Raw genomic sequence first — 1,101 nt, 5'->3', positions numbered from 1 at the left:
GGCGACGGGAGAGTCCGGCGACCATGTCGTACGCTTCTGGAACGACGTCACCGGTACGCTGGCCGGCGGCCCTTTTACCTTCCATTATACCGGCAGCGACAGCTGGGAGACGCTTACGCTTCCCTCGCCCGTCTATATCAACGCGAATGTGGAATATACGGTATCCGTCTCGACCGGTACGGATTCGCAGAAATACTACGCATACAAGCCCGCCGATCTGACGAATGCGGGTTCGAACGGAGGCCATCTGTCCTGGCCGGCCAACGCCGGCGTTTACTCGACATCGCTCGGGTCCCGCCCGACCGGCAGCTACAACGGGAACAACTACTTGCGCGATGTGGTGTTTGACGCCGACGCGGCGCCGACCCCCATCTCGCCTGCGGATTGGCCGAACGCATCGAACACGGGCGTGCCTGCCGGCACGTCGCTGACGACCCATACCGGAGTCATCAGCATCTATGACGATAATACGGTCATCGACGGCTGGGAGGTCAACGGCGCGATCGACGTCTACGCGAACAACGTCACGATCCGTAATACGAAGATCAACAGCGACAGCTGGTGGGGCATCAACCTGAGGGACGGAGCGAGCAATCTGACCGTGGAGAACTGCACGATCACCGGCGTGGCGGGAGCCGGGCCGGACAACGGCGGCGAAGATTACGGCATCGCCTTCGGCGGCACGGGCACGTTCGAGGCGGCCTACAACGATATTTCCGGCTTCGCCAACGGCATCGCCGCCGGACACGGTTATATTCACGACAATTATATTCACGATCTGGCGGCGTTCGTAAACCTGGGCAACGAATACGCCCATACGCAGGCGATCTATTACGGCGGAACGGATGCAACGGGCCTCGTGATCGACCATAATACCCTGCTGAATCCGAATCAGCCTGCCGAAGGAGCGACGGCCGCCATCGGCTTGTTCGCGGACTTCGGCGCTTCGCACAGCATCACGGTCAACGACAACTGGATGGCCGGCGGCACTTACACGTTATATGCCGGCGCGAGCGGCTCGGATCATATCGTGATTACGAACAACGTGTTCTCGCAGCAATATTGGGCTTCTTCCGGTTATTACGGGCCGTATGCCTATTG

General features: G+C 60.0%; 1 protein-coding gene. It reads left to right on the top strand.

Annotated elements, in window-relative coordinates; genetic code table 11:
- On the top strand, nucleotides 1-1,101 hold a 1,101-nt coding region (locus H7C18_RS34555; protein ID WP_185133686.1), incomplete at both ends, for a DUF4082 domain-containing protein.

This window comes from Cohnella zeiphila, from assembly GCF_014212055.1.
Lineage (GTDB): Bacteria > Bacillota > Bacilli > Paenibacillales > Paenibacillaceae > Cohnella > Cohnella zeiphila.
The sequence above is the reverse complement of the archived record's forward strand: the minus strand, read 5'-3'. Positions and strand labels throughout refer to the sequence as shown.